Source organism: Paracoccus fontiphilus (genome assembly GCF_017356265.1).
Taxonomy (GTDB): domain Bacteria; phylum Pseudomonadota; class Alphaproteobacteria; order Rhodobacterales; family Rhodobacteraceae; genus Paracoccus; species Paracoccus fontiphilus.
In genome coordinates this window covers 99,502-125,049 of record NZ_JAFNAW010000003.1, presented here as the reverse complement: position 1 = coordinate 125,049, position 25,548 = coordinate 99,502, and the positions used below count along the sequence as shown (strand labels likewise).

General features: G+C 60.7%; 17 protein-coding genes and 2 pseudogenes. 10 read left to right on the top strand and 9 right to left on the bottom strand.

The window, feature by feature from the left end:
* Together J0F76_RS21335 and J0F76_RS02480 are read right to left on the bottom strand one after the other, a co-directional pair.
* Positions 1-166 (bottom strand): helix-turn-helix domain-containing protein (locus tag J0F76_RS21335; RefSeq protein WP_207465346.1); only part of this gene is annotated, 166 nt, incomplete at its 3' end.
* Between the two features lie 217 nt (positions 167-383).
* Complete coding sequence (locus J0F76_RS02480) at positions 384-1,241, bottom strand: SDR family oxidoreductase (protein ID WP_207465333.1); 858 nt, start codon at positions 1,239-1,241, stop codon at positions 384-386.
* A 571-nt stretch (positions 1,242-1,812) separates the two neighbouring features.
* On the opposite strand from J0F76_RS02480, the gene J0F76_RS02475 reads away from it, so the two are divergent.
* Positions 1,813-2,103, top strand: a complete 291-nt coding sequence (locus J0F76_RS02475; protein WP_207465331.1) for a 3-methyl-2-oxobutanoate hydroxymethyltransferase — start codon at positions 1,813-1,815, stop codon at positions 2,101-2,103.
* Positions 2,104-2,317: 214 nt separating this feature from the next.
* Here J0F76_RS02475 and J0F76_RS02470 read toward each other — a convergent pair.
* Positions 2,318-2,770, bottom strand: a pseudogene (locus tag J0F76_RS02470) (transposase); the annotation flags it as partial.
* A gap of 492 nt (positions 2,771-3,262) precedes the next feature.
* Between J0F76_RS02470 and J0F76_RS02465 the strand changes: the two are divergent.
* Both J0F76_RS02465 and J0F76_RS02460 read left to right on the top strand, forming a co-directional pair.
* Positions 3,263-4,062, top strand: a pseudogene (locus tag J0F76_RS02465) (IS5 family transposase).
* A 430-nt stretch (positions 4,063-4,492) separates the two neighbouring features.
* A complete protein-coding gene (locus tag J0F76_RS02460; RefSeq protein WP_207465326.1) occupies positions 4,493-4,663 on the top strand; it encodes a hypothetical protein in 171 nt (56 codons plus the stop codon).
* Positions 4,664-6,598: 1,935 nt separating this feature from the next.
* Here the strand turns inward: J0F76_RS02460 and repC are convergent.
* From repC to repA, 3 genes are all read right to left on the bottom strand, one after another.
* Positions 6,599-7,711 (bottom strand): plasmid replication protein RepC, encoded by a 1,113-nt coding sequence (repC, locus tag J0F76_RS02455; RefSeq protein WP_207465324.1) that lies wholly within the window; start codon positions 7,709-7,711, stop codon positions 6,599-6,601.
* A gap of 245 nt (positions 7,712-7,956) precedes the next feature.
* Positions 7,957-9,003 (bottom strand): plasmid partitioning protein RepB, encoded by a 1,047-nt coding sequence (repB, locus tag J0F76_RS02450; protein WP_207465321.1) that lies wholly within the window; start codon positions 9,001-9,003, stop codon positions 7,957-7,959.
* Positions 9,003-10,211, bottom strand: coding sequence for a plasmid partitioning protein RepA (gene repA, locus J0F76_RS02445; RefSeq protein ID WP_207465320.1), 1,209 nt, complete (start codon positions 10,209-10,211; stop codon positions 9,003-9,005). The genes repB and repA overlap by 1 nt, the downstream gene beginning before the upstream one ends.
* Positions 10,212-10,775: 564 nt before the next feature.
* Between repA and J0F76_RS02440 the strand changes: the two genes are divergently transcribed.
* The 3 genes from J0F76_RS02440 to J0F76_RS02430 all read left to right on the top strand — a co-directional run bounded on the left by J0F76_RS02440 (position 10,776) and on the right by J0F76_RS02430 (position 16,726).
* Positions 10,776-12,032 carry an exonuclease SbcCD subunit D gene (locus J0F76_RS02440; RefSeq protein ID WP_242689941.1) on the top strand — a complete coding sequence of 419 codons (1,257 nt, stop codon included), beginning with the start codon at positions 10,776-10,778 and terminating at the stop codon, positions 12,030-12,032.
* Between the two features lie 2 nt (positions 12,033-12,034).
* Entirely contained in the window at positions 12,035-15,757 is a 3,723-nt protein-coding gene (locus J0F76_RS02435) for an AAA family ATPase (RefSeq protein WP_207465319.1), read from the top strand.
* A 483-nt stretch (positions 15,758-16,240) separates the two neighbouring features.
* Positions 16,241-16,726 carry a DUF4011 domain-containing protein gene (locus tag J0F76_RS02430; RefSeq protein WP_207465318.1) on the top strand — a complete coding sequence of 162 codons (486 nt, stop codon included), beginning with the start codon at positions 16,241-16,243 and terminating at the stop codon, positions 16,724-16,726.
* Here the strand turns inward: J0F76_RS02430 and J0F76_RS02425 are convergent.
* Positions 16,723-16,983 carry a hypothetical protein gene (locus tag J0F76_RS02425; RefSeq protein WP_207465317.1) on the bottom strand — a complete coding sequence of 87 codons (261 nt, stop codon included), beginning with the start codon at positions 16,981-16,983 and terminating at the stop codon, positions 16,723-16,725. The genes J0F76_RS02430 and J0F76_RS02425 overlap by 4 nt on opposite strands.
* Positions 16,980-17,297, bottom strand: a complete 318-nt coding sequence (locus J0F76_RS02420) for a hypothetical protein (protein ID WP_207465315.1) — start codon at positions 17,295-17,297, stop codon at positions 16,980-16,982. The genes J0F76_RS02425 and J0F76_RS02420 overlap by 4 nt, the downstream gene beginning before the upstream one ends.
* 481 nt (positions 17,298-17,778) lie before the next feature.
* Here J0F76_RS02420 and J0F76_RS02415 point away from each other — a divergent pair, with 481 nt between their 5' ends.
* The 4 genes from J0F76_RS02415 to qatD are packed head-to-tail and all read left to right on the top strand — an operon-like array spanning position 17,779 to position 22,391.
* Positions 17,779-19,536 (top strand): KAP family P-loop NTPase fold protein, encoded by a 1,758-nt coding sequence (locus J0F76_RS02415; protein WP_207465313.1) that lies wholly within the window; start codon positions 17,779-17,781, stop codon positions 19,534-19,536.
* Positions 19,537-19,538: 2 nt separating this feature from the next.
* Complete coding sequence (locus J0F76_RS02410; RefSeq protein WP_207465311.1) at positions 19,539-20,294, top strand: hypothetical protein; 756 nt, start codon at positions 19,539-19,541, stop codon at positions 20,292-20,294.
* 4 nt (positions 20,295-20,298) lie between these two features.
* On the top strand, positions 20,299-21,603 hold the full coding sequence (gene qatC / locus J0F76_RS02405; protein WP_207465309.1) for a Qat anti-phage system QueC-like protein QatC: 1,305 nt from the start codon (positions 20,299-20,301) through the stop codon (positions 21,601-21,603).
* Positions 21,604-21,650: 47 nt separating this feature from the next.
* On the top strand, positions 21,651-22,391 hold the full coding sequence (gene qatD, locus J0F76_RS21330) for a Qat anti-phage system TatD family nuclease QatD (RefSeq protein WP_377706718.1): 741 nt from the start codon (positions 21,651-21,653) through the stop codon (positions 22,389-22,391).
* Between the two features lie 423 nt (positions 22,392-22,814).
* Here the strand turns inward: qatD and J0F76_RS02395 are convergent, their stop codons facing one another.
* On the bottom strand, positions 22,815-24,701 hold the full coding sequence (locus tag J0F76_RS02395) for a DUF927 domain-containing protein (RefSeq protein ID WP_207465305.1): 1,887 nt from the start codon (positions 24,699-24,701) through the stop codon (positions 22,815-22,817).
* Positions 24,702-25,548: the final 847 nt, after the last annotated feature.

The window sequence follows — 25,548 nt, the reverse complement described above, 5'->3', positions numbered from 1 at the left end:
CGTATCCGCCGCCATTGCCTTGCCGCTTGGGCGTCAACAACCCGGTCTCGCGTCGCAGCTTCACCAGATCGTTGACGAATTTGGGCGATACTCGAAAGTGCCGGGCCGCCTCGCGATGTCCGTGGCCTTCGTCCACATAGGCCACGACCCGCGTCCGAAGCTCCATTGGATGTGGCTTGCCCATCAGACCCCCCATACCTGCCTCAGCAGAAGGGAAGCACATCATAGGCAAGCTGGGAATCCTGAATCTCGATGCCCGCGACACGCTCTAGCACCCCTTGCGGCAAGAACGATCCGTAGACCCGGCCCCTGCTCGGACCTTACCGATGTCAAGCAGACACTACGAACCGGGTTTTACTTAATTTGCGCCCGAAGACAGGCGGTCAATGCTGCCGTCCGGATTTGGCCTGTGGCAGGCCAAACGTTTCAATTACCTGCGCCTCGAAATCCTTGTCGGGCGTGCTACGGCGCAAAGGCACGAACTGCGCGGCCTCGGCGCCCACCATGACGGCAATCTCGCTGTTCTCGTCCTCGATAATGGCTTGGACTGCCTTGGCGATAGGTTCGGGCGAAGGGCCCTCGTTGATGGCCTTGGCGACGATCGGCACGAAATGGGCGACCAACTCGCGATAAGGCGACGCAGCGTCCATGGTCGCTGCGTTCGTGACCAATCCCTTTTTCACGAAGTTCGTCCCGAACAGACCTGCAAGAACGGAATGCACGCGGATGCCGAAGGGGCCCGCCTCGAAGCGCAGCGAATCCGTGATCCCCTCAACGGCGTATTTGCTGGCATTATAATGGGTCAGCAGCGGTAGGCCCATGCGTCCCAGGAACGACGAAATGTTGATGATGACCCCGCTGCCCGCCTTGCGCATATGCGGTAGAACCTCGCGCGTCGTACGCAGAAGGCCAAAGACGTTGACGTCGAACTGCGACATCATCTCCTCGTCCGTTCCGTCCTCGACCGTCGCAAGCAGACCGAAGCCCGCATTGTTGACCAGCACGTCGATCCTGCCCGCATCCTCCATCACCTGCGTCACGGCCGCGCGGATCGAGGCCGTGTCCTGAACATCCAGCCGGACCGGTGTGACATGAACACCCAGTGCCTTTGCCTGCGCCATTAGGTCAGCATCGTTGTCGCGGACGCCCGCGAAGACGCGATACCCGGACTGGGCCAGATGCAATGCGGTGGCCAGGCCCATCCCAGAGCCGGTGCCAGTGATCAAGACAGTCTTGCTCATGATATCGTCCTGTTGCCGTTAAGTGGGGAGGATACCGTGGACCCAAGGACAGGGCCGCAGTCTTGAACAGATGATCGTGCCAGGGAGGACCAGTCAAGGAAAGTTCTTCGGGATTTTCGGTCTCTCAACGTCGATGTGCCTCGGCCTGAAGTCCGGCCCACGCCCTGGAGGGCGAGCAGGTGCAACATGCCTTCGACACAGCCTGTGATCTGCAGCACTCCTCTGCCCACGAGTACCTTCATCGTCAGGCACCGGACGGGCTTGCCATGTCATCGCGCAACAGGTAACTGACCTCGGCTGAGCAGGCTGCAGCCCTTTCTGTAGCATGCCGTGGACTGCGCTGCCAAGATGGTAGCCAATGGCGCAAGCCTCTCTGCGGTCTGGAGAGAACTGCGCCGCCTTATCGGGACCAAGCCACTGGCCCATATCCGATCCATCGACATCCTTGATGGTGCCACCTGTCGTGCATCGCTTCCATCCAAGGCGCCCGTGGTAATCCTGTTGGCCGTCCGCTTTGGAAATGTGCTGCTGATCGACCAGCGGGTCGCACATCCGAAGGAATCAACCGTGTTTGCCCAAGCCCCGGTCCGGCGCATTACCCCCCCAGATCGCAGCCCGTAAGGATAGAACGCTCATCCTCGCGCTGACCGCCTATACCGCGCTGATGGACGCCCGGTTCGATTCCCGTGCCAAGATCATCCTTGTGGGCGACAGTCTGGGCATGGTGGTCCATGGCCTGCCCTCGACCATTGGCATCATCACCGAGATGATGATCCTGCACGCCCAAGCGGGCGCGCCCGGCAATGCGCGTTCCATGGTAGCGATCGACATGCCCTTCGGCAGCTACTACGAAAGACCCTAGCTGTTCCATCCCGCGTGATGATAGACTCGCCAACAGCACTGCCCGAAAGCGGCAACAAAAGTCCTGAGATCAGATCGCTCGTTTTGGCCCAAAGAGGCCCATGCGCCATGGCACGCGCCAGCTATTGGTAAGCGCGCGCGCCATGGCGCCGGCCACCGCCACCTGACCTGGTTTTACCCCGCCGCGTGGCCGGATTTTACGCCGCCGTTGACACCTTGATCAGCGTGCCGTCGACCGAGAAGTGATCATCCGACAGGAGTGGCGCCACTTCGCGATGGGCCAGGATCGCCGCCATGACCTTGCGCGACATCTCGGTCGTCAGCAGCCGGTCGCGGTTCTTCGAGAACACCGTTGGCACCCAGACCGCATCATCGATGCCCAGACCCACGAACCAGCGGAACAAGAGGTTATACTGCATCTGCTCTATCAACTGCCGCTCGGAGCGGATCGAGAACAGGATCTGGATCAGGCTGGCCCGGATCAGCCGCTCCGGTGGGATCGAGGGGCGGCCGAAATCAACATAAAGACGGTCGAATTCATCATCGAGGCTGGCGAGCGCGTCATTCACGACCTGTCGGATCTTGCGCAAAGGGTGCCGCGCAGGGATGCGGTCCTCAAGATCAACATAGCTGAACAGCGACCCGCTCGTCTCGTCCGCTCCGCGCATGATCACTCCCACTGTCTTCCTGCCAGCGATGAATCATGTTCTGCAAACTACGTCGAGAGCCGACTATTTCAGCGGCCTGCTAAGCAATAAATATCGCCTGCACTACACCAACGCCGCAATTATTCGCCCATCTGCGGTTCAGAGGCCGGTTAGGGGATTGTTGATGATATAGCCGGTATTCCCTGCTTATCGACAGCAATTGCTGGGGGTCGTCAGCAGCCCGCTCTGCGTCCCAAAAGGCTGCTCTCAAACGGCTCTGGACCACAGGAGTGCTGCCCTGACAGGAGGCACAGACCTCGTATCTGGCCTCCCTGCCCATCTCAAAAACAGGACCAATCAGCGGCACCTAGCTTTCTAAACGTTCACAAACGGCCGTTTACTCGGCCTATATGATTGTGTAATTTGTGACTTCGTGAGCAGAGCGAAACCGTTCCTGGAAGGCTACCCATCTTAGAGCATCTAACAAAACCGCTGCTCATGCGTTGAGAGGCCATGAGCAAGCCCCTTGTATCCGATGATCTGTGGGAGGCCATTGTGCCGCTTCTGCCAAGGGAGCGGTCCAAGCCCAAGGGTGGCCGCCCTCGATGCGATGACCGGCTGGCCTTGGCTGGCATCATCTTTGTGCTCCGCTCCGGCATCCCTTGGGAGATGCTGCCGCGTGAGTTTGGCTGCTCCGGCATGACCTGCTGGCGCAGGTTGCGTGACTGGCAGACAGCTGGCGTTTGGGCCAAGCTTCACCGCGTGCTGCTTGAGCGGCTGTCGGACGCCGGGCATCTGGACTGGAGCCGGGCCAGCCTCGACAGCGCCGCCATTGCGGCGAAAAGGGGGGTGCAGAAACCGGCCCGAACCCCACGGATCGCGGCAAACCGGGCACGAAGCGCCATCTTGTGGTCGACCGGCGGGGCACCCCGCTCGGAGTACGGCTGAGCCCGGCCAATCGGCACGACAGCATGATGCTGGCACCTACTCTGGATGCCGTGCCTGGCGTGCGTCACGGTCGTGGCCGTCCGCGCAAGCGCCCCGGCAAGCTCCACGCCGACAAGGCCTATGACCATGGCCGCTGCCGGAGCGAATGCCGGAAGCGCAGGATTAAGTCCCGCATTGCCCGGCGAGGTATAGACAGCAGCGAAAGACTGGGCAGACATCGCTGGGTCGTCGAGCGGACACTGGCATGGCTGAACCGCTTTCGCCGCCTCGCCATCCGCTATGAGCGGCGCGCCGACATCCATGAGGCTTTCGTGATCCTCGGCTGCGCTCTCATCTGCCTCAACCAAATCAGGAGGTTTTGTTAGGTGTTCTTAGCCGTTAGGGATTGGCGCGCTCTTGAAAGCTGCCGTTCCTTGAAGTAGATCATAGAGGCTATCTGCGCTCTCGGGTCTAGCCGGCCAGCAGGTCGTCATCCGCTCCGAGCAGACGGGCGACCTTCCTGTGGACCGCCAGCTGGAACCAGAGGATCTGGACAAGAACGATATCAGGCCTACCTGGACCTAATAAATGGTCGCGCTGTCCGGGGCACCCGGATTGCCACAGGAATGGTTCAGCGGCGGGAAGTTTAGGCTACCTCCCTGCCCCCTCGCCCAGTTAGAACAACGACAAGGACCTAGCCGCCTTGGCGCGGGTGGCATCCGGGTTCGACCTGCCCGCGGTCCAACACGTTAATCCGAGGACGGTGCAGACGCGCTGGTGAAGGCACTCGAACGGAGCACCGGCGAGGATTGGGAGATGCTAATCTCCGAAGCGCTCGGCCGTGGTTCCTACAAGGAACATTACGCCTTCGTTTGGCTGACACTGCAAACCAAATGGATCGATGGTGCCATGGTCTATCTCGCCGATGCAGACGCCTTTGCCCTTGAGCCTTTCACCGCGCGGCTTGGCATCATCGAACAGCGATAGGACGAAATTACCGGCCTCTCTGGCCTCTCTGGTTCCCGGATCAGGTAGGACGAAGGCTTCCCGTTCACCCTGATTTTCATCGCGGGTGACTTCAAACTCCCTCACGATGATCCGGCCTAGAAGAAAGTCGCCGATTTAGCAGCTCCCGTGGTCAAGGCGAATGCGAGGACCAACAGCCCGCTCAAGGGCCGGTTCACCTATCTCTACGACATTGCTTGATTTCCGACCGGCACTCCGCTTCCTGTCTTCGCTCAGGGCATGCTTGAGGTTCCGGAACAGGTTCTCGGGATTAGTCACGAGGATGCTCGCGACCGGACTAGGATCACCTACCCGCTTCGTTCGAGATCGACGCGGCTGCTGATCGTGCCGTGCTTGAAGGGTCCGAACCCGCCAAGTAGTCGTCGATCCCAGCTTGGCAACTTTGCGAAGGACACTTTGCCCGCGGGCAAAGTCACCGGGAGCCGCAGTTCCGGGGTCTACTTACCGGTGCCACTACCACGGCATTACCCGAACTTCGTCCACGGACCGACTTCGGTTCACGACAGAACGAGGCGCCATCACAGACGAATTCAGCTGTGGGAAGAGCTGTTGAGAAGAAGTTCTATCACTGTCCGAGTGGGCCCATTGGAGGATTCCATGATAGCGAACGGCAAGATGGCGACTGTGGTTGTCAACGGGCACATCACAGCACATGGAGCGCTTTTGTAATCTAAGAAAAGACCGTCGCGGGCGATTGGCGGTCGATCGTCGAAGTTCGTGTTGGGTCATCTGTTGATTCAAGTCGGGTTCCGATCGCGGCTCACCCTGCGGTTCAAGTCGGGCTTTGTTCTAGTGCGGACGTGCTGACCTCGAAAACGCTTTGCCCCCGGGCAAAGTGCTGGCCGCTTTTGCCCGCTCTGATCCAATAAGGCCCTCGACCTGGTCGCCGCCCTGTCGAGTGCAATAAAGTTCTGCCTTCTTTCGGTTTTGATAGCGTTGCTGTCGTGCAAGGCGTGGTTCGCGGATGAATAGTAGCGTCGGCTACTCCGACCCGACCCGACCCGACTGACTTACCTCGCGCCACGTCAGTCGCCGGGTTCGTTGAGGTCCGGAACAGCTTGCCTACAGGCAACTGAGCACCATGGATGTGATTTTTTTTTAAGTGCGGGCGACGCTGACCAGGTTTCGCGCTCTGGTCTATTGCGGAACTCAGCCCCGCTGCCGCCCTGGCGATTGCAATATTGTGCTGGTCTTTTTTTTATCGTGGAAGAATGGCTGTCGTGCAAGGCATGGTTGGCGGGTGAACAATAGGGTCGGCCGTTTCGACGCTGCCGACTTAATTTGAGCCGCTTCAGTTGCTGGTTTCGAGGAGATCCGGAACAGCTTGCCCGCGGGCAATTCAACGTCCGGGAGACATCTCGGGGACAGAGACGGTATTCAGTGGGCCGACACAATCCCGAGCAGTCGGGTAAACCCCTGAGTGCACATTTGTCGTCGAGCCAAATGTTCTTACTCGTGGGCCGCACAAGCAACCGGTCGCGGTCGCGCAGCTACTATCAGCAGGGATGATAATTTCAAGGCGTGAGTGCTGTGCGTCTACGGAAGACAGTTTGTCCGTGGGCAAACGCCATGTTCCATCGTCGGTGTAGGATGCTTCTTCGAACAACGGCACGGGCGAATGTCACTTAATCAACTGCCACTGCAGCGTCCTGCACTGAGTGCGAGCCAATTATGATTGTGGTCCCGTGCGCATTCTAACTCCAAGCGTCGCGGACCTTTCGAGGACGCCGTGAATTCGTCCCCATATGCGGCGCGGCATAAAAGGCTTCTTGGAAGACCGGCGATGGCTCTTTTTGGTGCTTCGTTCATCACGACGAACTCCAGAGATGTGCTTGTTGGTGACTGCAGAAAAGCTCGATTGTGCTCTTGGCAGACCGGAAAAGCCGGCCGCATGGTTCATGACACAGAGCAGTTCGTATGCCGCGACATCCGGTCGAGCAGCGCCAAGGGATCGAAGCTGGACCGCCGCTTGCCGGCCACCAGGCTTCGATAGTATGCCCGCATGTTTCGGATGCGTCCGTGCAGCTGCACCATGATGAGGACGCTGACGGCTGAAGCTCGTTCGCCGAGTTGTCCCCGGGCAACTTCGAGAAGGCTTCTGTCGATCCCGATCATCGGTGCGATCGTCTCAGCGTGCCGCGATACGTCGCTCCAGTTGCGTAGCGGCTGCGTGGCAAAACTCATGGCCTCGGTGCACGCGGCTTCTATCTTCTCCAGCAATTTTGCTTCGCTGCAGGCCTTTGTTTCCTTCCCGGGTCTGACATCCGTGTCGGTTTGTGTGGTCCCCTTATTAAGGTCTTCTGTTTGGGACATTGATAGGTGACGGTCATTCTGACCGCCAGCGACGGCCGCATTCTCTGCATGCAGGGCAGGGGTCTCGGGTTCATTGGAACGGGAGTCTGACAGCAAGTGAGCGTCGAGGGTTTTTAGGATCGACTGAAGATCCTCCGAGTTGTTTTTGCGGCGCAAAGCCTTGCGGATCTCGGTGGTGTCCACGTCGACTTGCCCGTGGGCATCAATGGCTGCAAGGCGAGCAAGGATCATTGTCCGGAGGTGACGCTTGAGCGCTTCTTCCTCGCGATGAGCGGACAGCAGCGAGGCCCATCTCTCGAAACCGGCGATCATGGGGGTGAGGTCGAACCCGAAAGCTTCGATGGACCCGTCGACAGGATTGCGGGTCGAGAAGCGCTTCCCATTAGGGCTGTTGGCGCGCCGTATTACCCCGGCATCAATCAGGCGAGCGGCGTGGCGGCGGAGCGTCTTCTCGCTTACACCCGCCATGCGCCGCTGAATCTCGCGGTTTGAAGCGAAGCAGGTGAGGCCTTTGCCAGGCTTCAGGAACCCAACCATTGTCTCAAGGGTGCGGATTACTTCGCTCTTGATGCCGATCGAGGCGGCTGCGTCTCGAACCACCCTAAATGCAGCCCAAATGTCCACGTCCTTGCGCGCAGGCAAAAGCGTGCCGACCGCCGACGCGTCGGCCGGCGTGATTGCGTTCATGTTTGTCATGGTCCTATCGCTTGGACGACCGCAGCCCCATGCGTATCCGTTCCCTGGCCGCTTCCTAACGGAAACGTGGGCAAAGTTTCTCCGTCAACCGAATCGGTTGTGCTTGACGGATTAGAGGAGAGGGAATAGACCTGAGGGTGCAAAGCTACAGATCAGGGCTCTCCGGAGGATACTTCGGGGGCTCTTCTTTTTTGACGGTCTCCGATGCGCTCCTTTCTTACTCGGGTTGACAGAAGGGAAGGGGCTCAGTCCTCTCCCCGGCTTTCCCGCCACTGTTCGTGAAGAAGGCGGACGGCGTCGTCTGCGTTCTCCTCGAGCCACTGGCCGAATTCTGGCTGATGATGAAGAGAGATGTTCAGGGACAGTATCCTGTGGCTTCTCTTCATATTTCCGACATGGCGTCCCCCAAAGTCGAAACGTCGAGGAGGAGGACCGGATTGCCCGCGGGCAATCTGTTTTCGCTCACCGCTTGAGGTAAACGAAAAGTCATTAATATCAGTGTCTTGCGTGGAACTCTTCACGTTGTCCGGGCCTTTGGACCGCGCAAGATCCAGCAGATGGGCAAACCGGGCGTTGCTGGTCAAGGACGTCCAGTCTGGACCAGTAAGGTCGAGAAGGGCGGTAAGATCGACAGCGTGATCACGCGCCAGCAATGCCAATTCAGTCCAAGGCCGGCGGCCCACGTCAGGGGCAGGGCCTACAGCGGCCAGAACGGCTTCCGGGATGTTTTCGGCCACGGTCACCATGCGCGAGACGGCGGCCGCGTCTATGCCGAGCGCGTCCTGGATCACCTTGGTGGCAAATGACCCCTCGCGCAGCGCGAGCACGAACATGGCCTTCTCTATGAAAGAGGGGTCGACGCGGAGGTTGTTTTCCTGGCCTTGGGCGATGATTGCTGCCTCGTCTTCGAGGCTCCGGATGATCGCCTTGACAGTGAACCCCGGCCCGAGAGAGCGGATGGCAGCGAGGCGCCTGCGACCGTAGACTATCGAGAACCGATTCATACGGCCCCTGATCGGACGCACCAGGATCGGCACTTGCTGGCCGTGGTCGCGGATGCTCTCAGCCAACTTCCGTATGCTTTCGGGATCAAGCTCCATCCGGTCTTTCAAGCCGCCCTGATCGATATGGGCGGGGTCCAACTCCCGGATGCCGGTGGCTGAAACCGAGCGCATCGACTCGCGCAGGGAGTTGATGGCGGGAGCCCCCGTCCCGCGAGGGGCAGGGGAGGCGTCGGCAGGATCAGGGGAGGCCTGTTCGATCGCGAGATCGAGGATGTTCTTGCGTCCCATCAGCGCCCCCACGCTTTTTGGATCAGGCCCTCGATCTCGTCGCCGACAGCGTTCGCGCTTTGAACCGCGCGATCAAGTGTCTTCTTCACGAAGTTCGAAGGTTCGACCTCGTAGACCGTCTGCTGCGTCATACCGGCATCGCTGATCGCCGTGGACTTCAGCATCGGCTCGACCAGCACCTCTCCGCCCAGGATGGCGCGGAGGTAGGAGGCCATCTGAGTTTGCGGGCCGTCGGAAGGCTCGTAGCGGGTAAGGAGGAATTTGACGAAGTCCCAGCTCACCGGCATCCCACTATGCTTCTCGATGGTCTGGACCAGCTCGCCCGACATCTTGAGGAACTGGGACATGGAAGCGATGTCGAGCATGCTTGGGACCACCGTCACCACGAGAGCCGTGGACGCTGCCAGCGCGGACAGCGTCAGAAAGCCCAACTGCGGCGGGCAGTCGATGATCACGAGGTCATATTGATCCTGAACGACGTCCAGCTGAATAGCGAGCCGCTCCTCGAAACCGGGCGTGACACGCTTCTGGAGCGCATAGGCCGTGGTCGTCTCGTATTCCGACAGAACAAGTCCGGCGGGCACGAGGTCGAGATTGTGGAAGTAGGTCTTGAGGATGACCTCCTCGATCGAGACCTGGTCATCGTCGTAGCGCAAGGCGTCGTAGATCGTTCCGCTTTCCTGAAACTCGAGTTCAGGCCTATATCCGAACAGTGTCGTCAAGGAAGCCTGGGGATCGAGATCAACAGCCAGAACCCTGTAACCCCTCAGCGCATACCTCTGGGCAAGGTGTATCGCCGTGGTGCTTTTGCCGGACCCCCCCTTGAAATTGACCACGCTCAAGACCTGAAGCCGGTCCGACGGTTCCCTTCGGCCGGGCCTGAAGCTTGCAGCGTTCTTGCCGGTCCGGAACATGTGATCCCGGATGCGGTCCATATCCTCGGCGGAATACCAGCGGTAGCCGCGGGCATCCACCTTCGCCTGAGGGAATTCAGGGTCTTCGTTGCTCCTGATGCGGAGGTTGGAAGGCGAGATGCCGGTCAGGTCGCACATCTCCCGAGCCGAGAAGAGCCTGAGGGTCTTGCTGCCTTCGGGTTTGTAGGCATTCTTCATCTGACGGTCGAGCGAGTCGGCCAAGTTGTCGGCAAAGGACGTAATTCGCACCGCATCGATGGCACGACGCTCTTGAGATAGGCTCATGTCGTTCATACTGCGTGCCCTCAAACGGCCCCTGGAAAGGGTTCAGGTCAGATCTTGAGGGGGTAAACGGTCGATTGACAGGTTTCGTGCGTCAATTGCAGCCTACCCCCATTAATCAGACAGTTGCCACGCAACATGCATTCCGGCAATCACTTTCTGCGTCTGTTCGTGAATTGCTTACGCAATGACCTTGTGCCCGACCATGAACATTCCATGCAATCAACTGAATTTGCGAAAAAAATGTGTATCACCTACCCAAGGGGAATCTTCGGGCGTGGCATCGCCTGCGGCCGCTGAAAGAGAAAGCACACAGTCTGGCGCCCGTCCCTTCGACTCGTTTTTTCGTCCTTGCGAGGCCGACATCCTAACCGAATTAACCGGCGTCGGTAAGCAATTGGAGGACGAAGCGGGCTCTTATCAGAGGCTGGGAGACTGAAGACAACTATCCCTACCAATTTGTCGTAGATTGATCTCGCAAGAAGGGAGCAACTGCAGGTTCAGTAGGCTCCTTGAGACTCCATATTTTCTTCTTTCTATACGAAAATACACAACATATAGTTTTTCGTATTCGGAATGAAAATGAGCTACTTCCGCATGCGTATCCTTCATACCGCCGACATCCATCTCGGGCACAGCCTAAATGGCTGGTCGCGCGACGCCGAACACCAGGTCTGGTTCGCTCGTCTGGCAGATGTAATCGAGGCTGAGGAGGTCGATGTCCTTCTGATCGCAGGCGATATCTTCGACAACCTGAACCCTTCGGGCGAGTGCCAGAAGCTTCTTTACGACTCCCTTGTGGAGTTCCGGCGCCGGCGCCCGCACCTGACAACCGTGATGACGGCGGGCAACCACGACCCGGCCCACCGGCTCGAGGCGCCGGGCGCGCTCATGAACGGGATCGATGCCCATGTCCTGGGCACCATCCGTCGCAAGGCCGATACGGTGGACATGCGCCGCCACATGATCCCGCTCCGCGCCCGCTGCGGCACGGTGAAGGCTTGGGCTGTCGCGATCCCCTTCCTTCGGCCGGCGGACCTGCCGGGGCTCGCCATCGCCGACAAGGACGGCGAGGGCTCGCCGATCATCCGGGCCGCCGCGGAGTTCCACAATCGCTTCGCCGAGGCGGCGCGCGCGGAGGCCGGCGATCTTCCCCTGATCGCCATGGGACATCTCCACTGCGCGGGCGCCCACGAAAGCGAGGGCGCAGAGCGCCGCATCCCGATCGGCGGCGAGCACGCCGTGCCCGTCTCGGTCTTTCCGCAGTGCTTCTCCTATGTGGCGCTCGGCCATCTCCACGGGCCGCAGAACCTCGACAGTGGTCGGGTCCGCTATTCCGGCTCCTGCTTCCCCTTGTCCGCGTCGGAGATCAGTCACCGGCACGGGGTCACGATCCTTGAGGTCGATGGCGGCACCATCCAGCACCGGCATGTCGAGATCGAAAGGCCGGCGGCCTTTCACCGGATCCCGCAGCGCGGCGCTCTCGATCCGTCGCTCCTGGCAGATGCGGTCGGCGGACTCGACCTCGATCCGGACCTGCCGCGCGACCTGCAGCCCTTCATCCATGTCACCCTGGAGGCGACGGGGCCTGCAGGCGTGGTCCTCTCGGAAGCCGAGGCCTGCCTCGCCGGTCTTCCGGTGCGGGTAGGCGGCATTCGGGTGATCCGGGCCGATATGGCGGCGCAGGCGCAGGAGGACGCGGGCATGCCCCGGACGCTCGCCGAGATCAATCCCGAGGAGCTGTTCCTCGCGGCCTTCCGCAAGACCAACATGACAGATGCGGAGGACCGGCACGTGCTGGCCTTCCGCGAAGCGATGAACGGGAGCGACTGAGCATGCAGATCCTGTCCATCCGCGGCGAGAACCTCGCCAGTCTCGCCGAGCCCTTCGAGATTGACCTCGCCTCCGACCCGCTGCGCTCGGCGGGCCTTTTCGCCATCACCGGCGAGACGGGCGCGGGCAAGTCGACCATTCTCGACGCGATGTGCCTCGGCCTTTTCGGCAACTGCCCGCGCTTGGGCGCCGGCGGCATCGATGACGATGTGCCCGACGCCTCGGGCGAGACGATCAAGGCCTCCGACGCCCGCGGCATCCTGCGCCGCGGCTGCGCCTTGGGCCGCGCCGAGGTCGATTTCATCGGCCTCGACGGGCAGACTTACCGGGCCGGCTGGGCCGCGCGCCGCGCCCGGGGCCAGGCGGACGGCCGGTTGCAGCAGGTGTCGCGGCAGCTGGTCCGGCTCTCGGACAACCAGGTCCTCGCCACCCAGATGACGGAGGTCAACAACGAGGTCATCCGGCTTTGCGGCCGCACCTATGAGGAGTTCCGACGGACCGTGCTGCTGGCCCAGGGCGACTTCGATGCCTTCCTGGTGGCCAATGCCGCGGACCGCGCCTCGACGCTGGAGAAGGTTACGGGCACGGAAATCTACCGCAGCATCTCGCGGAGGGTCTTCGAGCGAAATGCCGAAGCACAGGCGGCGCTGGACGGGCTCATGGCCCGGCGCGGCGAACGGCATGTCATGAGCGACGAGGATCGCGATGCGCTGGCAGCCGAGCGGCAAGAACTGACCCTGGCCGGTGAGCAGGAAGCGAAGGCGATCGAGGAGATCGAGGCGGACCTGCGCCGGCACGAGACGATCGAGGCGGCTCGGAACCGGTTCCGCCACGCCGAGCAAGCCGAAGTGGATGCCGAGCAGGCCAAGGCCAACGCAGCCGAAGACTTCAGGCGCATCGACATTATCGACCGGGCGCTTCCCCTGCGCGCGGAGCAGGGCGAGGCCGCCACGGCGGCCCGCGTGCTGACGGAGGCACAGGGTGCTGCCACGACAGCGGCCGAGACGCTGCAGAGCGCGACGGACTCCCGACGAAAGGCCAAGGAATATCACGTCAAGGCACTCAGCAGCCATGATGCCGCAGAACGCGTCTTCAAGGAATACGGGCCCATTTGGGACAAGGCGGCCACGCTCGACAGCCAGATCGCCGACGCCACCCGCGAGGCCACTGAGGCCCGAGGTGCGGTCGCAAAGGCCGGGGAGGAGAAGCGCAAGGCAGAGGCCGCGCTGAAGGATCTCCAAGAGGAAGAGGATGAGGCAACGCGGGAGAAGGACCGTGCCGAGGCGGAGGCCGCCCGCGATCCGCGCCTGGAGAAGCTCGCCGCGGAATGGACCGGGATCGAGGAGTGCTTTGCCGAGCGCGCGAGGTTGATAGAGGTCCTGAAGAAGGCAAAGGGTGCTCAGGCGACCGCGCGGGATGACCAGGGGAAGCAGGAAGCGGCCATTGCGGAGCAGGAGGAGGCCGATCGCGAGGACAGGGCCAACCTGGAGAAGCTGGAGCGCTCCATCGGGGTCCTGAGCCAGGATCTCGATGAACTCGAAGCGGGTCAGCCTGACGCTGAAAGGGACAGGCTCGAGGGAGCTGCGCGTCTGCTCGAGCGGATGCGGGACGAGGCCCAGGCTGCCGCTAAGGCCGACGACGACAGGGTGGAGGAAGCCAGAAGGCTTGCTGAGGCCGAGAACGATGCCGAGGCGGCCCAGGCTCTGCATGACGCGGCCGAGAGCGATCGCAAGCGCGCCGAGGGTGCCGTCGAGGCCCTGCGCCGCCCTCTCGACCGGGCAGAGGCCGCGGCCACGCAAGCCGCGTCAGACATGCGCGCGCGGCTGGAGGAGGGAGAACCTTGCCCAGTCTGCGGCTCCGCCGACCACCCGCTGATGTATGACGAGGGCTTCGCCGGCTCCGCCCGCGCGTTGCGCGACGACATGGCAGAGGAAGAGGCCCGGCTGAGGGACGCCCAGGGACGCATCGCCGATGCCGGATGCCGGATTGCTTCGGCGACAGAGCGTGCCTCGGCGGCCAGGCGCAGTGCCGAGCAGGCCGCGGGGCGTGCAACGGCTGCCCGCAATCGTCTTTCGGCATATGCGGCCGATCTCGCCGTCACCGGACTGGTCGATGCCCCTAGCTCCGAAACCTGGACGATCGAGACCATCGCCGGTGCGGAGAAGAACCTGGCTGGAAAGGTCGAAGCGGCGAAGGAAAGGATCAGACGCTGCACTGGGCTGCGCACGGCCTTGACCGCGGAACGCAGGAATCGCGACACAATCGCGCAGCGCTGCAGCGGCCGTGCGGCCGAAGTCGGGACGATGAAGGCCGCGCTCGCCGAGGCCGCGCAGGCATTTGCGCTCGCCGCCCGGGAGATCGGTGCGGCGGAGGAGGATATCGAGCGTGTCGATGGCAGGCTCGCGCCTTGCCTGGCCGTCCTGGATGCTTCCCGTGACGATCTCGAAGCCCGGCCGGCTGAAATCCAGACCCGGCTTGCCGGGGCTGTCACCGTTTGGCGCCGCAATGCCGAAAGCCTTTCCAGGGCCCGCGAACGCCTGGCCGAGTTGGCACCCCGCATCGCCTCCGCGACCACCCGGTTCGAGCAGGCCGTCAAGGCGGCGGGCGAGGCCGCCGGCGAGGCGCAGAGCCGCGAGGAGCGGCTCGCGGAGTTTTCGGACAAGCGCAAAGGGCTTCTGGAGGGGGAAGCCACCGGCACCCACCGCACGCGCTTCAATGAACAGCGCAAGGCGGCCCAGGCGATCCTGGAAGCGGCCGCCACTGCCCTGTCGAAGGCCGAAAGCACCCTGGCGGGCGCGACCACCGGCCATGAAACGGCCCAGCGACATGTCGCCACCTGCGAGCGTCGGCAACGGGAGGCCGAAGAGGCGCTGGCCAAGGCTCTTGAGGGCGCGGGTCTCGAGCGCAGCAAGCTTGATGCGGTCTTTTCATGCGCGTCCGAGGTCATCACCCGCATCCGCGAGCGGGTCAAGGCGGTGGTAGACCAGGGGGTTGAGGCCGCAACGGCCCTGCGCGAGCGGCGCAAGGACCTCGATGTGCTGATCGAGGAAGGCATTCCGGAACGTGACGCCCCGGCGCTGCGCGAGCTTCGCCAGCCCCTTATCGATGCACGTCGCGCTCGCGACGGGCGTCTGGGCGCCATCGCCACCATCCTTGCGGCAGATGACAAGGTCCGGGAAGGGCTCAGGGAACTGGATGCGGAGATCGTCAAGGCGCGCGAGACAAGCGAGACCTGGTCCGCCATCAACGCGGCAATCGGCGCCCGCAGCGGCAACAAGTTCGCCCAGATCGCGCAGGAGGTGACGCTGCACATGCTGGTGGAGCGCGCCAACCAGCACCTGGCCGACCTGAAGCCGCGCTACAGCCTGGTCAAGGCGGACAACCTCGCCCTGCACGTGGTCGATGCCGACATGGCGGGAGAGGTGCGCTCGACCCGCAGCCTTTCAGGTGGCGAGCGTTTCCTCGTCTCGCTCTCCCTGGCCCTGGCGCTCTCGCGAATGGGCGGGCAGGGGGGCGTTCCAGCCACGCTCTTCATCGACGAGGGCTTCGGCTCTCTCGATGGCGCCAGCCTCGATCTGGCCATCGACGCGCTGGAGCGGCTGCAAAGCCAGGGCCGCACGATCGGCGTGATCAGCCATGTCCAGGCCATGAAGGAGCGTATTCCGGTCCAGGTTCATGTGAGCAACCGCGGAAGCGGGCGCAGCACGGTCCGGCTGGCCGCCTGAGGCGCACTGCGGCCGATGAGGGATAAAACTGATCGGACATCTGGCCGGCCAGGAGCCCGATCCATCAGGACGATGGCAGCTCACCACAAACCGTTATGGCTCTACGCCCAACAGGACAACTATGACCGCGATTGCGACGCCGATGCCGCCGGCGCCCACCGTAGCAGGCACGAACATCAGCCAGGGGTGCTTGGCATGAGGGAGGTTCCGCTTGGCTAGAGCAGGCGAGTTAACGCTTCGAGGCTGTGCGCCTCGGCCTCATCTCGTCATCGGCCGTGATTGCTCCCCTGTGGACCCCAATAGCCAGACGGCAGCCATCTCACACTGCCGGGTAAACACCGACAACTCTGACGTTTTCGATTCACATTTTTCTGGAGTCGAGGATGAGAACACGCGAACATCCCCCTGTTGCCGGAGTAGGAGGATGTCGCAACCTCTTCCTTCGCACGGTATTGACCGAAAGTCGATTTTCAGGGGGCGAATTTGGACGACGCGGATTTTGGCAAAGAGGGTGGAGTGTATTCCGGTGCGGGCACCGTCGAGGAAAAGCTCGAGCGCGCCCGAACGGAGCTTCTGGATCTCTCCGCGCGAAACCGCCTCCTGAACATGCCGAAAGCCGCGAAGTCGGCCAAGATCATCGAGCTGGTGGACGAGCGGACACAAGATTTTTTGGCTAACATTCCTGAAATGTTCGCCGACGCTTTCGAGGACGGGCCCGATATGATCGCGAGACAAGCGTTCTATTCACCCGTCGGCTCCGGCGGATGCGCCTTCGCTACCGCCCTATTCCAATCCACTCCCGAGATGCTAAGGAGGAATCTGGTTCCGATGTCCGTGCGTCGCCGAAGCGGAGCCTCCCGTCGTCGGACCTCATTCTCGATGCTGAATGTTTCTCTCGCCTGCGGCTCAAGAAAAACAAAAAGAAGGATAGAGTCTGGCCCAGACTGGCGGATCGGGGACGGAAATTAACGCCCTGCGACGGGGCGCGCGCCTTCCTCATCAGCAATACGACCCACGGCGCGCGCAGCCTCATCGGCCGCAAGAAGCGCCTCGATGTCAGCAATGGGCCGCGTCAGCATTAGTGGCTGCTCCTTGCTCTTCCCCGAGAACTTCAGCTTCTCATAAAACGGAACGAGCTTCTCCTCAGCCGCCTGAATCATCATCGCCGCCACAGGTAGACGGTGCGCAGGATCCTGCCCGCGCGACATACGTCCAACACGTTTCATGGCATCAACGATGAGCTGCGGTCCAAGGCCACCAGCTCCTCAGCCTGCCGTCGGTGCTGCTTCACCATCGCCGAGATGATTTTATCTGCCTTTCCGACCTTCCATTGGCGGATCTTCTGCGGGCGAATGCGGGTATTCTCGGCGACGACAGAAGCGCCTCCTCGCTTCGTGACGTAGATCCCACGGTTTGCACGCGCCCCATGCTCTTCACGCGGCTCATCAGGCATAGGCGCCAAGGCAGGCATCACATATCCTTCGGTCGCGAAACCGATCTTGAAGCCCATTGGTGCGGGTTTTTGGGATTTACCAGACATGTGCAGGATCCTCTCGCGCTAGACGTAGCATCGTTCGCGCTCGAAACCAATGGTCCGATCAACGAAAACGGGGCGGGGTTCCCCGAAATGCGTTCATCATGCCACACCGCTCGCTGGCTGCAGAAACAGCTCGATGGCGAAACCACATTGTTCTCGCCTTTCTTCTTGGGGCGATGCCATCGGAGATAGGTATGTCTGGCGGATGTCTGTAGTTGAAAGCAGTAGAGCGACGTGGTCGCTTCCAAGCTGAGAGAGTCGTGCCCCCCCACAGATTAAACCGTTCCTGCAAACCCGGAGCGGTTCAAGCTTGGATGCCCGACCTTGTCCGAGCACATAGCCTTCGAACAACGACCTCAGGTGGTTTGCCCCTTCTGCCCCCGAAAGGGCTTTACAGGCAATCAGCTGGGCGTCCATCATCTGCCTGAATCGCCTCCGATGCGTTGGAGGATTCAATTTAATAGCGTTTTTTCAAGCACGACAGATGTGGTCCGATACTGAGAGCAACACTGACTACCTGAATTACTCCGAAGTCTCCGAGATGTTGGTCGATATCATCTCAGACGATGACATGCTCCCCACCTCGATTGGGGTATATGGAACCTGGGGTGTCGGAAAATCCAGCCTCCTGAAACTGACCGGAGCAGGACTTCAGGATAACAGATATCTGGTCGTCGAATTCGACGCTTGGCTCTACCAGGATTTTGACGAGGCGAAATCTGCCTTGATGACCGTAATCGCCAAGCATCTTTACGATGCGACGCCGGACGACATGAAAGAACAGGCCGCCAGTTTCGTCCGGCGCGTCAACAAGGTGAAAGCGCTTGGCGTCGCGCTCGATCTCGGTGCGCTGGCAATGGGTATTCCGACCTTCGGAGCTTTGGCGAAGGGCGCTGGAGCTCTAAAGGATCTTCTTCAGGGAGAAGGCGACGCGGAGGATTTTGCGGATGTTCGTGAAGGAGCCGAAGAGGGCCAGAAGCGATTTGGCGGCTTGCTGTCCGAGAAGGAAAAGCGCAGCCCGCCGGCGGAGATCGCAGCTTTCCGTCACGAGTTCGCGGAGCTTTTGAAGGCCTTGGATCGGCGGCTCATCGTTTTTGTCGACAATCTGGATCGTTGCCTGCCTGCCAACACCATTGCCACGATGGAGGCGATGCGCCTCTTCCTTTTCCTCCCCAAGACGGCTTTCGTCGTGGCGGCCGACGAGGACATGATCCGTCACGCGGTGTCGAAGCATTTCGACGAGCCCGGAAGCCGGCATGTCACGGACTACCTGGACAAACTTATCAACATACCGGTTCGGGTGCCCAAGCTGGGGCTGCAGGAGGTTCGCGCCTACCTGTTCATGCTGGCGACTGTGAGAGAGAAGGTCGATGGCGCCAAGTTAGAAGCGCTGCGTCTTCACCTAATCGAAAAGCTTCGCCGGAGCTGGTCGGATGAGCCTGCGGTAAAGGTCGAAGACGTTAGCCGGATCTTGGGCCTCGATGCCGCACACCCGCTCAGAACCACGCTTGACGCCATGGACACCATCGCACGTCAGCTTGCATATGCCGAACGCGTTCAAGGAAATCCGCGGATCATCAAGCGACTGCTGAACGTAATAAGGATGCGTTCGGCAGTCGCCAAACGTCGAGGAATGCCGTTCGACGACTCCCTCATTGCGAAACTTGCACTCTTCGAAAGATGCACCGACGGCGAAGCTATCAAGGCCTTCGGCCAGCTTGTCAATTCTTCTCCTGATGGGGCGGTCGCGAAGTTCACGGAACTTGAGGCCGTAGCCGATGAAGACGCACTCGAAACCCTTCTCCCAAAGGAGTGGGCGAAGCATCGAACTTTCCTTGCAGACTGGCTGAAGCTCGAACCGGCGCTTGCAGGAGTCGACTTGCGCGCCGCCGTCTACCTGTCCCGTGAGACGCTTCCCGTGAAGACCACGATGCGCGGCCTTAGTGCCGATACGCTTGAGGCGATCGACATTCTACGAAAAACGGCATCCATGCGGTCAAGGGCGTCGCAGGAGGCATTAGAGAAGATCGATTTTCGCGAAGCCGACGAAGCAATGGAAGAGATGTGCGCGTCCATGTCCCGCAACGCGGACTGGGTGACGATCCGACCGGATTTCCGCGGAGCGATCCTGCTCGCGAAAGTTTCGGCGGACGCGCACCTTCGGCTCGTTCGGTTCGTAGAAAACCTGCCGGAACGGCCACCATGGATGGCTGGGCTGATGAAAGGTCTCGAGGAGAACTGAACATGGGAACCTCTGCATCTTCCAGGGGCTCCGGCCCCGATCAATCACTGGTGCCGCCATGGGCGGACGACAGCCCGGGAGAACCGCTGCCCGACCTCGAACCGAAGAGGTTCCAGGCCTTCAGGCGATCTTTCGGGACCTACCTTAAGTCCGGCAAGCAGGCCGATCTTGACAAGGCTCTGGGTCACTATGCGCGCAGCGCCACGGGCGGACGTGATGTTGGTCCCCGCAGGTTCGGGGCCGTCTATACGGCGGGCAGCGATCTCTACTCGGTGCTCTCTTCGCTCGGCGGTGATGGAGAGTTCGCCGAGGCGCTCGGCATCGCGAAGGATCAGCTCGCAGGGCAACCCATCGATGTCGTGTGTCAACGCCTGGCGGATGCTTTGGTGCCGCCGAATGGCGATGCCGACAAGATCCGAGAGGCGATGAACGAGGCGATGATCGAGGTTCTCGGCACCTCGGACTTCGATCCCGATCGCCTTGACGAAGAAGCCGTCCAGATGATCTTGGGAGAGTATCTGAGCCAAGCCGTATTTCAGGAGATCGTTGAAGAAGTGGGCGGGACATGGTCGCAGGCCGCGGCGAACGCCACTCCGGAAGCTGAACGCCGTCTGCTCGAAACAATCCGTGCGGTCATCGAGGTGATGCTCGGCCCCCAGCTTGACGGGCGGGCAATCGTCTCTCGCGCGGAGATACACAGGTTCATGCGAAAAACACTCGACGATGTCTGGGCCATCTGGGAGGCACATGGTGAATAGACTCGTGTTTCACGTCGATGAGGCCAGCTTGCCCGATGCTCAGCAGGACGGCCGGCTCGACATCATCCTCTATGGTCCGAAACCTGGCCGTCCTCTCACCGGCTCCGTGGGGAACCAGCTGCCCGACGCGGTTGCCGCGCTCGGGGTTCCGGTCGACGTCAAAGCCTTCGACTTCCTGACTATCGCTCTCTCGGTCATCGCGGCAGACACGTTTATCGATCGGCGTTCGAAGTGGGCAAGCGGCGGATGGACGAGGAGCTTCCAACTCGAGATCCCGCTGGCTCAGCCCAAGACCTGGACCCCTGTCGTCGAGAAGCTCGAACGGGCATTAAGCTTCCTGAGCGGGGACCAGTGGAAGCTCTCGCTGAGAGCGGACGGAGCCAGGCCTCCGTCGAGGGCGATGATCGCTCGTCGTCGATCCTATACGGACATCGGTGCGGCCGACTGCGTTTCGCTTTTCTCTGGCGGATTAGACAGCTTCATCGGGGTCGGGAAACTCGTGGCCGAGGGGCGAACGCCACTGCTGGTCAGCCATGCCTATCGCGGCGACAAGAGATACCAGGAACTTTCGGCCCCGAATCTGGGAATGGCGCTTCCTCGGTTCGCGGCGAATGCTCACCCTGCAAAAACCGACGGCAGGCCGAACGATACGACGATGAGGACACGCAGCCTTGGCTTCCTAGCCTATGCCGCCGTGGCTGCCTCGGCACTGCACGCGAAAGGCGGCGGCCATGGTAGGGTCGAAGCTTTCGTACCGGAGAACGGATTCATTGCGTTGAACGCGCCCCTGACCCGGAGGCGAATCGGATCACACAGCACCCGCACGACACACCCGCATTTTCTTGCCCTCGTCCAGGAAATTCTCGATCAGATCGGAATGCGTGTGGACCTGAAGAACGAGTTTCGCCACAAGACCAAGGGCGAAATGGTGGCGGAGGCAGTCGCGGCAGGCCGGCACAAGGGGCTTACCGGAACGATGTCGTGCGGGAAATGGAAGCGGAAGAACATGCATTGCGGATATTGCGTGCCATGTCTGATCCGGCGCGCATCCTTTGCGAAGGCAGGTGTCGACGATGATACCCCTTACCGCTATGATCTGAAGAAGGCTTGGCGGCAGAATGACCTTCGGGACGATCTCCTCGCCATGGTGCTCGCGTCGTCCGACGGTGCCGGAGATGCCAGGATGCGAGCAGCTGCTAGCGGTCCATTGCCGCTAGACCGAGGAGAGCGGGACGGCTGGTTCGGTGTTCACGACCGCGGATTGCAGGAGATGGGGGACTATCTCCGACGGGAAGGGATAAGAGATTGATAGATTTCCACTGCCACTTGGACCTCTTCGCGAAGCCCCAAGCTGCTGTGAAGGATGTCGAGGCGGCTGGAATCTACCTCCTCTCGGTGACGACGACGCCGAGAGCATATGCTGGGACGAAAGCTCTTTCCGGATCATCGAGACGGATCAGGACTGCTTTGGGTCTGCACCCACAGCTTGTCCGGGATCGCCACGGCGAAACCGACCTCTTCTGCAAGCTCCTGCCGACCACCTCCTACGTCGGAGAAATCGGGTTGGATGGCGGGTCCGAGCATGCTGGCAGTCTGCCCCTCCAACGCGAGGTTCTGACGCGCATCCTGCGGGCCTGCGCTACAGCGGGCGGGAAGATCATGTCGCTCCACAGCCGGCACGCCAGTGGCGAAGTCTTCGAACATCTCGCTCGAGAACCCGGCTGCGGCATCCCGATCTTCCATTGGTTCAGTGGGTCGCTCCGCGATCTCGATCGTGCCGTGGAAATGGGAGCTTGGTTCTCTGTAGGTCTGCCGATGGTTCAAAGCAAGCGCGCTGGAGCGCTGCTTGGACGAATTCCGAAGGAGCGCGTTCTCACGGAAACGGATGCCCCATTCGCATCGACGGTGGATGGGGTATACCCGGTGAATGCTCTCCGATCCACTATGGCGGAGATTGCAAAGCACTGGGAATGCGATGTTGGTGAAGTGCGTCGCACTCTGCTTGGCAATCTCACTCGACTTGCGGATGAAAAGCGTCAAAGAACTAACCTTGGCCGGTCGGCCGGTTCGTATCGAGAAACTGTGCTTACGTCGTAGAATGTCGTCTCGTGAAGATGGCCGGATCGACATTCAGAGCCTAAAGACGTGTTTCGACAACACCCCTTATGCTGCTTCATTTAGATCCAGAACACTTGTGAACCAGTCGATGAGCGCGCAGGTTCGAGCGTTCATCCTCTTCGAGGGAAGATTCAGCACCAAGACGGACTCGAAGTGCGTCGTCCAGTCGTCGAGGAGTGGCACCAGCGCGGCTAAGGCCAAATGCGGCCCTACTGTGAACCGGCATGTCTGCCTGATGTCCAGGCCCGACCTCGTTATGCTGACCCGCCCTGTGCTGTCGTTGGTGGTGCCTCCATGTCGGTGATGTCTTCTGACGGACAATGGGAGCTGGATCTTCGAAGATATCTTCTGTGATTGGAAAAAGAGCCGCCAAGATCATGGCGGCTCCTGGGTTTCCCAGCGTCAGGACAGGGGCCCGCGATGATAGAAGTCTTCCCTTCTTGCATTTTTATCACACGTTTTTGTAGGAGAACCTCTGGCGAGGCGATCCTTGGATATCCTGTAAACGCGTGGGCGTTTATGCCACTGCGTCGCACCCATCTTGTATTGATGCGACCGTTGCTCTCCACCGTTCGCGAGAATGCCCGCACGATCAAGCGCCTCCAGTTCATCAGGATCATCGGCGACTTCGTCGCGAAACAGCTCCGGCCTGACATAATAGTAATCGGCATCCTGATACCCCGCGGGATGGTCCTCGGGAAAGGGCGTGATTCCCGCCCAGGGAAGATCGCCCTCACGTTTCCTCAGGAAGGCCATAAGCCGGTGAAGCGCCTCGCCGAACTCACCTTGAGCTGATGCGGCCTGCCAGACGGAAACAACATCACGGACAGCCTGATGGGCCGTGCCGGATGGCCAGGGCAGCAGTCCCCATTTGATCGCCATCTCCCCGACGACAGACACCAGGGCAAAGCGCCTCAAGTGCTGAACGAAGACCATATTGGAGCCGTCCAAGCCGCGCGCTTTCAATTCCTCTCTCACGAAGTTGGCCATCCAGCGGGACAGGTTGTGAGTGCAGTGGTCGTGATTTTCGATCAGCAGCCTGATCATCGCCGGGCCTGCATGCCCGTGATTGGCAGCTATTCCCTTTTGTAGGAGGGCGACCAGTGCGTCCGGGCCTTTCTGGCCCCGAAGATCATCGAAGGCACCATATGCACCTCCATCGACGGAGATATCCAGAACACGGGTCTGGAGCGCTTCGGAAGGTGTTTTGCGGCGGCGGCGGAAGATGGACTGGGTCGAAATCTCACCACTCATCAGAACGAGGCTTCGGTGTCGGCCATCGACCTCGGTGAAGTGACTGTCCTGCTCAAGGGCCGCAAGCGCCACGAGATCCTTGGAGGATGGGTTTACCGGGAACCCGTCACAGGCCAACAGCCCATCATTGCCTAAGGCTCTGAGCTCGGTCATGCGCGCGGAGGTTTCCGACCAGCAGCGAACCCCTGCCGGATTGCCCCAGCAGCTTTGGGCAATCTGAAGGAGCAGGGACTTGCCAGAAGACGACCGGCCATAAAGGTTGAACACGATCGTTTGCAGGTCAGCCGGTTTCATGAAGGGCCCCGCAAGAGACGCCGCGATGACGAAAATCATAAGGGGGTTGCCGACCGCCGTGGCCGCGATGTCCACGGACCATTGTTCAAGGGTGCCGTTCACCTCGTCCCGGCGTGCCCCGACAAGGACGATCTCCTGGCCAGCATGGTCGCGATCTGCCCCGATCCTGCCATCCAGATGAACGTAGACTTCCGGCTCTCCCGGATTGGTCAGCCAGCCCGTCCGTTCGACTCGCCATCCTTTCGCGGGGGGCGAACGACGCAGCCAATATCGCAGAAGCCGGGTCACCTCCGTCGATAAAGGACCGATGTAAAAGCCATGACCTCGAAGCTCCTGAAGGTATTGCCCCTTTCCGAATACATCGGTTTCCTCGAAGACCCGAGTGCGCAGCTTGCCGTCGGGATCAAGAAACTCGAGCTGGAGGGCCCACTTGCTTCCCGAATGCGGATCACGCAGACGCAGCACTGGTCGGAAGAGACCACAGACGCCGCTCGGATTGTCGTCGTTGAAGATGACCTGCTCTTCTTCATCCACGGCATAACCGAACGGAAGCGCTTCCCGGACCTGTTGCATGAATTCCTGAATAGGATCGAAAGTGGCTTCAGTCCCTTTCGTCTGCAAACCAGCAAGGGGAACGGGGAGGTTGCAGTGCTCTTCCGTTTCGGAAGTATTGCGGCTCTCCCTAACGCTCTCCTCGCTTGCAGGCGAGATCCCGTCGCGATTGAAATCGTCCGTCATCATGGCCAACCTCCTTTGCCGTTGAGTCACAGGTGCTCGAAAAAGGTGTTGGACCGTTGGACCGTTGGACCGCCAGCAAGCTGGCTCCCAAAATCCGTGGCTAAGTCTTGATGAAACGCCGTCGGGTTAGTCAAAAGTCGTGTGCTGCATGTGCAATAAACTAGAGATTGTGTCAGACAAAATCAACAATTCAGATAGAGGATGATTGATTGTCGGCCAGACAAGTTTGCAGATTTATTTTGATCGCAGAATTTCCGGAGTTTTTTTTAAAATGAATCAGTTTAGTACAGATAGCAGATGTGGACGGCCCCCTGCTTGTAAGGATGGTAGCAGACTTCTAACAAAATCGCTTGCTCTCAGATGTCCGGCCTGTTTGCGCGAGCGTAGCTCGCTTTCCCAGATGGTGTGCGCTACGCCTGCTTCAAGCACATAGGCTGCTGTGCGAAGTCGCTGATCTGCTATCCGGCTGGGCGCCCACAGCGAAGTAGGAAGGGGCCAGAAAACCGGAGATGATCCCCCTTCAGAAATCGCCACAGGCGCGGTCGAGATCGTGCGGGTGAATTTTGGGCGGCACAGGATCAACTGGTGAGTGGGGGAACGCCAGGACGCTCGGCTTCAAGCTAACCAGCAAGAGCCTCAAGGCACGGATCACCGCAGGGATCGCCAAGGCGATCGAGGACCGAAGACTCATTGAGGCGAATGGACTGTTGCAGCCTAGTCCTTACGCTCTCTGAAAAGGCAACCACCCGCACAGGGATCTCTTTGCAGGTTAGGTGATCGGAACTAGGCGACGGGAACTTGCGGTCCCCGACTCAGGCAGTTGTGGCCTCATGACGGCTCCGTGCGTCAG

Excerpts from the sequence above, each read along its gene's own strand:
- J0F76_RS02480 (WP_207465333.1), bottom strand. The coding sequence starts at position 1,241 with ATGAGCAAGACTGTCTTGATCACTGGCACCGGCTCTGGGATGGGCCTG.
- J0F76_RS02460 (WP_207465326.1), top strand. The coding sequence starts at position 4,493 with ATGCTAATCTCCGAAGCGCTCGGCCGTGGTTCCTACAAGGAACATTAC.
- repC (WP_207465324.1), bottom strand. The coding sequence starts at position 7,711 with ATGACAAACATGAACGCAATCACGCCGGCCGACGCGTCGGCGGTCGGC.
- repB (WP_207465321.1), bottom strand. The coding sequence starts at position 9,003 with ATGGGACGCAAGAACATCCTCGATCTCGCGATCGAACAGGCCTCCCCT.
- repA (WP_207465320.1), bottom strand. The coding sequence starts at position 10,211 with ATGAACGACATGAGCCTATCTCAAGAGCGTCGTGCCATCGATGCGGTG.
- J0F76_RS02440 (WP_242689941.1), top strand. The coding sequence starts at position 10,776 with ATGAAAATGAGCTACTTCCGCATGCGTATCCTTCATACCGCCGACATC.
- J0F76_RS02435 (WP_207465319.1), top strand. The coding sequence starts at position 12,035 with ATGCAGATCCTGTCCATCCGCGGCGAGAACCTCGCCAGTCTCGCCGAG.
- J0F76_RS02425 (WP_207465317.1), bottom strand. The coding sequence starts at position 16,983 with ATGAAACGTGTTGGACGTATGTCGCGCGGGCAGGATCCTGCGCACCGT.
- J0F76_RS02420 (WP_207465315.1), bottom strand. The coding sequence starts at position 17,297 with ATGTCTGGTAAATCCCAAAAACCCGCACCAATGGGCTTCAAGATCGGT.
- J0F76_RS02415 (WP_207465313.1), top strand. The coding sequence starts at position 17,779 with ATGTGGTCCGATACTGAGAGCAACACTGACTACCTGAATTACTCCGAA.
- J0F76_RS02410 (WP_207465311.1), top strand. The coding sequence starts at position 19,539 with ATGGGAACCTCTGCATCTTCCAGGGGCTCCGGCCCCGATCAATCACTG.
- J0F76_RS02395 (WP_207465305.1), bottom strand. The coding sequence starts at position 24,701 with ATGATGACGGACGATTTCAATCGCGACGGGATCTCGCCTGCAAGCGAG.